Origin of the sequence: Ectopseudomonas oleovorans (genome assembly GCF_003052605.1) — a bacterium.
GTDB lineage: Bacteria > Pseudomonadota > Gammaproteobacteria > Pseudomonadales > Pseudomonadaceae > Aquipseudomonas > Aquipseudomonas oleovorans_A.
In genome coordinates this window covers 1-6,351 of the sequence record NZ_QASO01000060.1, presented here as the reverse complement: position 1 = coordinate 6,351, position 6,351 = coordinate 1, and the positions used below count along the sequence as shown (strand labels likewise).

Below are 6,351 nucleotides of genomic sequence, written 5' to 3'. Positions count from 1 at the left end.
GCCTTGAGGTACATCCAGCTGCTGTACGAAATCGAGCATGAAGTCCGCGACCTAGAACCGGATTTACGCCGCCGAATACGACAAGAAAAAGCCGTACCGGTGATGGACGCGTTGCATGCCTGGATGATCACCCAGCGCCTACTTGTGCACGATGGCTCGGCCATCAGCAAAGCATTGGATTACAGCCTCAAACGCTGGACGGCGCTGTCGCGCTATCTCGATGACGGCGCCGTACCCATTGACAATAATTGGGCAGAGAACCAGATCCGGCCATGGGCGTTGGGGCGCAAGAACTGGCTCTTTGCAGGTTCACTGCGCAGCGGTAAACGGACAGCGGCGATCATGAGTTTGATCCAGTCAGCTCGACTCAACGGGCATGACCCGTACGCCTATTTGAAGGACGTCCTCACGCGCCTGCCGACGCAGCGGGCAAGTGAGATTACGGAGCTGCTGCCGCATAGGTGGCGACTGGTTTAGTTGCGCAAGACGGGATGCCCAGACGCATACAGAGAAGAATCTACGCCTGTTGTTCATCTGGCTGATTGCCGCAGCTGCTTCCCTGCTGGCCTGGCATTTCCTGCCGGAGAACAGCCATGTGGTGGTAGGTGCGCTCGCTGGCGGCGTGGCGGGAACATTCTGGATGGAGCAGAGCAAGTGAGCCTTGAGACAACGGGTTACGGCACGCTGATCCTCGTGCTACTGATGGCGCTGGTCACACTGGCGACCCGCTGGGGTGGTGTGTATGTGATGTCTTATGTGCCGATAGGCTACAGGGTGCGGCAGTTCATCGGTGCCATGTCCGGCTCTGTTCTGGTGGCGATTCTCGCGCCCATGGCCGTGCAGGGCGACAACGCTGCACGGCTGGCGCTTGTCGCTACAGCTGTGACCATGCTGCTATTGAAGAAGCCGTTACCCGCGATTGCGATCGGCATCCTAACTGCGGCGATGCTCAGGCAGATTTGATCAGATAAAGCTGGCTGGGTCTGACCGCTTATGGCCGAGTGCGGACTGTCACCGCTGGCTGCACCGGGCCAGAAGTGCCTGTCGCCGACGACAGCATTCGATCTGAATGCCATCTCCAGTCGAGGCCGAATGCCCCCGATGATAATCCACAGAGTATTGGTTCATCTGCGCCCTGCCCCCTTCCGCAGGGAGTCGTTCCAGCGGTCAGTGCTATGACTTTCCATCATCGCGACCGATCTCTTCTCTATCATGGTTATCTCATTACTGGTAGAACCTAGCCCTTCAGGCTAAGGCCTTCCCTATGAAGTAAGGCGGCCGATTGAGCGGTTTTAAGGCCTGCCAATTTAAGCGCTTGGTCGTACTCGCTATAGAAATCTTGGAGGCCATATACCACAGACCTGCCGCGCGTGACTTCATCGAAAAATTCGTCTCCATCCTCGATCCGCTCCAGTAGCGTAAGGATCTGAGGCACGCTTAAAAAAATCGAGTTGAAGAACGGGCGGTCAGGCTTCTCTTCAATGACATAGCCACGTAGCGCGGCAACGGTTTTACGCCAGTCTTCGATTCGCTTATTGTCTCGTTCATTGTCCGCATTCACCTCAATGCGGATTGCTGCATCGAGAATTCGCTGCAGGATAGATCGACTCTGGAGACCTCCGAAATCGGTTAGCGAGATAGACGCTTTCTCGATTTCTCTTCCATCAAGAGCCACAGTGACTTCCTGTCCCTGTTTGTCTTTGAGGGTGATCTCCCCGTGCTTGACCAGATGAGTTTCTGCCCTGTACGCCTGCTCATGTGCTTTCATCAGGCTCTGGGCAAGGTCGACGAGAAGGTCTGCACCGCGGCCCGCCATGGCCTTGCGTGTCAGCCCTTTTTTCTTGACCTCGAATATGAATACCCCCTTTGGGGTATCAATCAACGCGTCACATTCGCCTAACAGCTCGCGGTTATCTGACTGAATATCGCCAGTGTGTACTGGTACGCCCGCCGCACGGATTCGAGTCCGAATAAACTCTTCCAAGAACTCTCCCAGTTTCTGGTCGAGTGCCTTATCAAACACATCGTTAGGTCTAGAGATCATGTTTAGCACAGCGTTCATGGCACCCAGTGCCGTCAGGGAGCGCGGTAGCAACAGGTAACTTTTGCCGCGCTTGAACAATGGTTTGAAGCTTGAGTCAATTTCTGCGCTTGATGGTGGAAAGGATAGTGTCCGATTCGAAACCCCTTCACCAAAAGCCAACACGTCGCTCAAAGCGGTTTCGACTATGTCCCTCCGTAGACCCGAGGCTTTAGCCAAATCATCGGCGGTAACCAATGTTTGGCGCTTTGTGTGCGAGAGATCGATGGCAGCCAGAGCAAGCTTGGTCGCATCCTTCAGCCGTACCCTATAGCTCACGTGTCCGGCATTCACAAATGGTTTGGTCAGCGAGCCGAGGATCAGTTTGGCGTGACGACCGCTGATCTGGTGCACCGCAACTAAGTTGTCGTAAAGGACTGTTTCCTGAAGCAGGGACATAAGGCGGTCAGGTCCAAACAGCAGGTTGCTCCAGATGCTGTAGGGCTGGATCTCAAATACTGTGATGAGGTCTCTGATCAGGTGAACCAACTGCTCGAAATCTTGTTCACTATTAACAGCCTTTGGGGCTGGCAAATGCTTTACGCCCAAAGCGATCAGATAGCCCCATGGTACCGCTGGAAAGACCCTAGCGATGCCCGTGGAAACCTTCCGCCCGAATAAGTATCGGCCAAAAGGCTGGTGATACAGGGACTCTAGGTTCGAGAAAACATTCTCCAGAATTCCTTCCCCTCCAACGGCATTCGCCAATCGAGAGATTTCAGTCTCGATGAGCGCGTAAGAGTTTTGAGAAATTCTGACTTCGGAATTTTCTTCGGCGATCTCGACCCCTAAGCGAGAAAGCTTCAGGCAAGCCTGTGATAGAGCATTCTCTTCATCGGAAAATTTCTCGGCTTGTCCTGGGCGAAACCGATGAAGTGAACCCTGTGCTGACAGGACTAATTCGACTAACTGCTCCCAATCCAAAGCAGAGTTCTGTGCGCTTGGACGTTCTTCCCGGGTCGCGTCTCGAATGACGGCTAGGATCGAGAGATATGGGTCCCTCTTGGCGTTGCCACGCTCATGACGAATGGCAAGGTACTTCCGCAGCGCAATGACGGCCGAGAGAAGTTTTTTCTCAAAGCCTGCAGCAGCGTCGCTGAGCGCTTGATAGGCATCTTCGCTCGACAATCTGGGTAATGAGGCTGAACGGGCTTTAACGCTATCGCATAACTCGATGAATTGCTGGATATCCATATTTTTTTCCATAGCCGGCGTCCATCTCGATGGCCCAAGGAGGGCCAACATTGTCCATCCTTGAAGTTTCGTTGTCTTGCGTCTGCAGCGTCATTGGCCATCGACTGTTGAGGGGCAACAACAACCGCTTAGGGTCCATTTCAGACGATACAACTACCAAGGTACGGATCACCCGCGGCGACGCGTTCTGGCCGAATACTTCAAGAGTCATGGAAATTGCTCTGAACTACCTGTCCCTTGGGGGACGTAATCTCGCTGCTCAGTGCCAAGCTCAGGCCCATGATGGCGCCACCTTCGAGCTGTGCCCGGATCCGCCCGGACTGATCGGGCCGCAGCCAATGGCCATGTCCACGCTCAGCACGCGCACTGCCCCTTTGTCGTCAACGGCCACCTCGAGCACAGCTATCGCAAAGTAAGCGTTCATTCCACGACGTACTGGACTTACTTTACGTCCCGAAGGGGCCTTAGCAATTCCGGTGAGACCTTGTACTGTTTCGTGCCGTTCTCGGCCAGGACGATCACGCTCTTGCGGTTGATCTTGGTGACGATCCCCATAGTCAAGCCAGTTCGGCTTTCGAAGGTCACCTTCAGCCCCACGTGCAGCCGACTCAGCGCCTGCAGGTTTTCTTGATCTTGCAGTTCATCAATGCGCCGGCAGATCATTCGGTTCAGCTCCAATAGCTGATCGATGCTCATGTCTTCAATGCGCATGGAGGGTGCCCTTTGGCTGTGCGGTCTGTCGATCAGAATGGCGCGGATCGATCAGCGAGCGTAACGGATTATCGGCGAACCGGGTCTTCCAGAGCCGAGGCGTCAGGTCAGCGACCTTGCTGGCCGGGTGCTGACTGATGCGCTGCAGCACGTCCACCAGATAGGTGTACGGGTTGATGTCGTGCAGTTTGCACGTAGTGATCAGGCTCTGGATGATGCCCACGTGTTCCGCGCCGAGTTCAGTCCAGCAGAACAGCCAGTTCTTGCGTCCCATGGGAATGGGGCGCAGGGCCCGTTCCAGGTGGTTGGTGTCTGGCTGGACGTCTGGGTCTTCCAGGAAGACGGTCAGGCTGGCTTCACGGCTGAGCACGTAGTTCAGTGCTTTGGTCAATAAATCACTGGGCAGCAGACCGCCCTGTGCCAGTTGATCCCGGCACCATTGGAAGAAGTCGCTGACCACCGGCTTTGAGTGGAGCAGCCGGTACTGGCGTTTCTTTTCGCCGGTCAGTTGCTGGACGCGGATCTCTTCTTCGTTGGTGTATAGCTTGGCAATCTGCTGAAGGGCTTCGGTGGCAGTTATCGGGTGGTCCTTCTGCGCCTCAATGAAGTAACGACGACTGTGCACCCAGCACTGCGCGTGGATGATGTTCTGCTGTGCGGCGGCATAGCGGGCATAAGCAGCATAGCCGTCACTGATCAGAGTTCCGCTGAACTGTTCGTTCAGTACCTGCTCGATATGGGCTCGGCCTCGACTGTTCGAGTAAGTGAACACCACTTCATCGGCATCGCCGTATAACGGCCAGAACCAGCCGGATTTCATCTTGCCTTTTTGTGGGCCTGCCCGACCCTGGTGGCCAGCTTTAATCGGCGTCTCATCCATCGCCAACACCCGGCTGCGCAGAACATTGTCGGTCTGGGCATCCACGATCGGCCGCAGCAGATCAATAGATCGCTTGATCAGATTGGTGAGGGTGCTGCGGCTGAGGGTAATACCCGCTTGCTGGATGCGTTGGTGTTGGCGATACAGCGGTAGGTGAAACTGGAACTTGTCGACCATCAGACCCGCCAACAAGCTGACGTCGGCCAGGCTGTTGTCCAGTACGTTGGACGGGGCCGGCGTGGTCACGGGCTTGTCGCTGCCCTTGCGCCGAAATACGGGGCGTTCCACTTGCAACACCACGTAACTGGACGTCCGCTGGGCCAGCCGATAGGTCGTTTTGGTGCCAAGGATGTCGTACTGGTCGGCGTCGGGGCCGCTTAGCTCCGGCGGCAGGTGTTCAACAACTTCCACTGGCACGTCCGCTGTAAAACGCAGACCCGTATCGTTCAGGCAGTCGTCGTCCCGCTGTTTCTTTCCGGTGCCTCGCTGATAAGCCCGAACCGGGCGTTTCTCCGCATCGAGAGGCTTCTCCGGGCTAGCCGCATCATTCGATTGGAACAGGCCGCCCTGCTCCGGGAGGTCATACACCTGCTTCTCGGACTTGGGGCCGAACAGCTGCTTCTTGAACCAGTCCAACTGCCGCTGCATGACCTGTAGCTGCTCACGCAACAGGGCATTCTCCTCGGCCAGTACCGAGTAGGAAGGGGCGTTGGAATAGGACGCGGAAGCCATTGAATTCATGGCCGATATTATACCGGAACACAACCCGCTACGTGCCCCGAAAACGCTTGAACTGACGGTACTTTTGCACCTCGATACCGTCAATCAGCAACTGGAGATCAGTCAGGTTTAAGGGGCGCTGTCCCGAAGAAGACGGCCGTACCCGGAACTGCCCCTGCTCCAGTCGCTTGGCCCACAGGCAGTAGCCCGTGGGCGTGAAATACAACATCTTCATTTGGGTCTTGCGACGGTTAACGAAGACAAAATACTGCCCGCTGAGCGGATCTTGCTTGAGTTGATTGCGGACCAGAGCGCTCAGCCCCCGGAAGGATTTACGCATATCCGTGGGCTCGGTGCACAGCCAGATCCGGGCCTGGCTATCCAGACCGATCATCTGATCTGGCTCAGCCTTAGCTCAACACCATTACCCAGGCTCAGCACGATATTCCAGCCGCTTCCGGGAGAGGCCGAGTCATCCATCAGCGATGACAGATCCAGGAAGCTGGCATAACCAGAATCCGCAGCCTCACCGACCGGCTGACTCAACAGGCGCTTGCGCCAACTACAGAAGCTGGCATAACCGAGTTTGTGCTCCTTGCAGAACTGCGTGGCCGACAGGCCGCTGTCACGCTGCTGACCGATTAGGACTTGCCACTGTTCTGCGGTGCGGTGTTTTCTCATGGAAATAACCTCGCGTTGTTGAATGCGAGGTCACTCTAGGGCGGAAGTCAGCGGGATGGCAGGATGTCTTGGAATGAACGCTTAC

The 6,351-nt window shown here is 55.9% G+C and carries 7 protein-coding genes and 1 pseudogene; 3 read left to right on the top strand and 5 right to left on the bottom strand.

Annotated features, from left to right (window positions below):
- The 3 genes and pseudogenes from DBO86_RS10345 to DBO86_RS10335 form a co-directional block, all read left to right on the top strand.
- A partial coding sequence (locus DBO86_RS10345; RefSeq protein ID WP_146173183.1) for an IS66 family transposase occupies nucleotides 1-477 on the top strand: 477 nt, incomplete at its 5' end.
- A gap of 31 nt (nucleotides 478-508) precedes the next feature.
- Nucleotides 509-658 (top strand): annotated as a pseudogene (locus DBO86_RS10340) (AzlC family ABC transporter permease); the annotation flags it as partial.
- Nucleotides 655-963, top strand: a complete 309-nt coding sequence (locus tag DBO86_RS10335; protein WP_043884798.1) for an AzlD family protein — start codon at nucleotides 655-657, stop codon at nucleotides 961-963. The pseudogene DBO86_RS10340 and the gene DBO86_RS10335, both read left to right, overlap by 4 nt.
- 274 nt (nucleotides 964-1,237) lie before the next feature.
- Here DBO86_RS10335 and DBO86_RS10330 read toward each other — a convergent pair whose 3' ends face one another.
- The 5 genes from DBO86_RS10330 to tnpA all read right to left on the bottom strand — a co-directional run bounded on the left by DBO86_RS10330 (nucleotide 1,238) and on the right by tnpA (nucleotide 6,266).
- The gene (locus DBO86_RS10330) at nucleotides 1,238-3,274 is read right to left on the bottom strand and encodes a hypothetical protein (protein ID WP_088137683.1); all 2,037 of its coding nucleotides are present in this window, start codon (nucleotides 3,272-3,274) and stop codon (nucleotides 1,238-1,240) included.
- 441 nt (nucleotides 3,275-3,715) lie between these two features.
- Complete coding sequence (locus DBO86_RS10320) at nucleotides 3,716-3,985, bottom strand: hypothetical protein (protein WP_003458515.1); 270 nt, start codon at nucleotides 3,983-3,985, stop codon at nucleotides 3,716-3,718.
- Nucleotides 3,975-5,606, bottom strand: coding sequence for an IS66 family transposase (tnpC, locus tag DBO86_RS10315; RefSeq protein WP_004423346.1), 1,632 nt, complete (start codon nucleotides 5,604-5,606; stop codon nucleotides 3,975-3,977). Before tnpC ends, DBO86_RS10320 begins: the two co-directional genes overlap by 11 nt.
- Before the next feature lie 28 nt (nucleotides 5,607-5,634).
- Nucleotides 5,635-5,979, bottom strand: coding sequence for an IS66 family insertion sequence element accessory protein TnpB (gene tnpB / locus DBO86_RS10310; RefSeq protein WP_004423345.1), 345 nt, complete (start codon nucleotides 5,977-5,979; stop codon nucleotides 5,635-5,637).
- Entirely contained in the window at nucleotides 5,976-6,266 is a 291-nt protein-coding gene (gene tnpA / locus DBO86_RS10305) for an IS66 family insertion sequence element accessory protein TnpA (protein WP_004423344.1), read from the bottom strand. The genes tnpB and tnpA overlap by 4 nt, the downstream gene beginning before the upstream one ends.
- Between the last annotated feature and the right edge of the window lie 85 nt (nucleotides 6,267-6,351).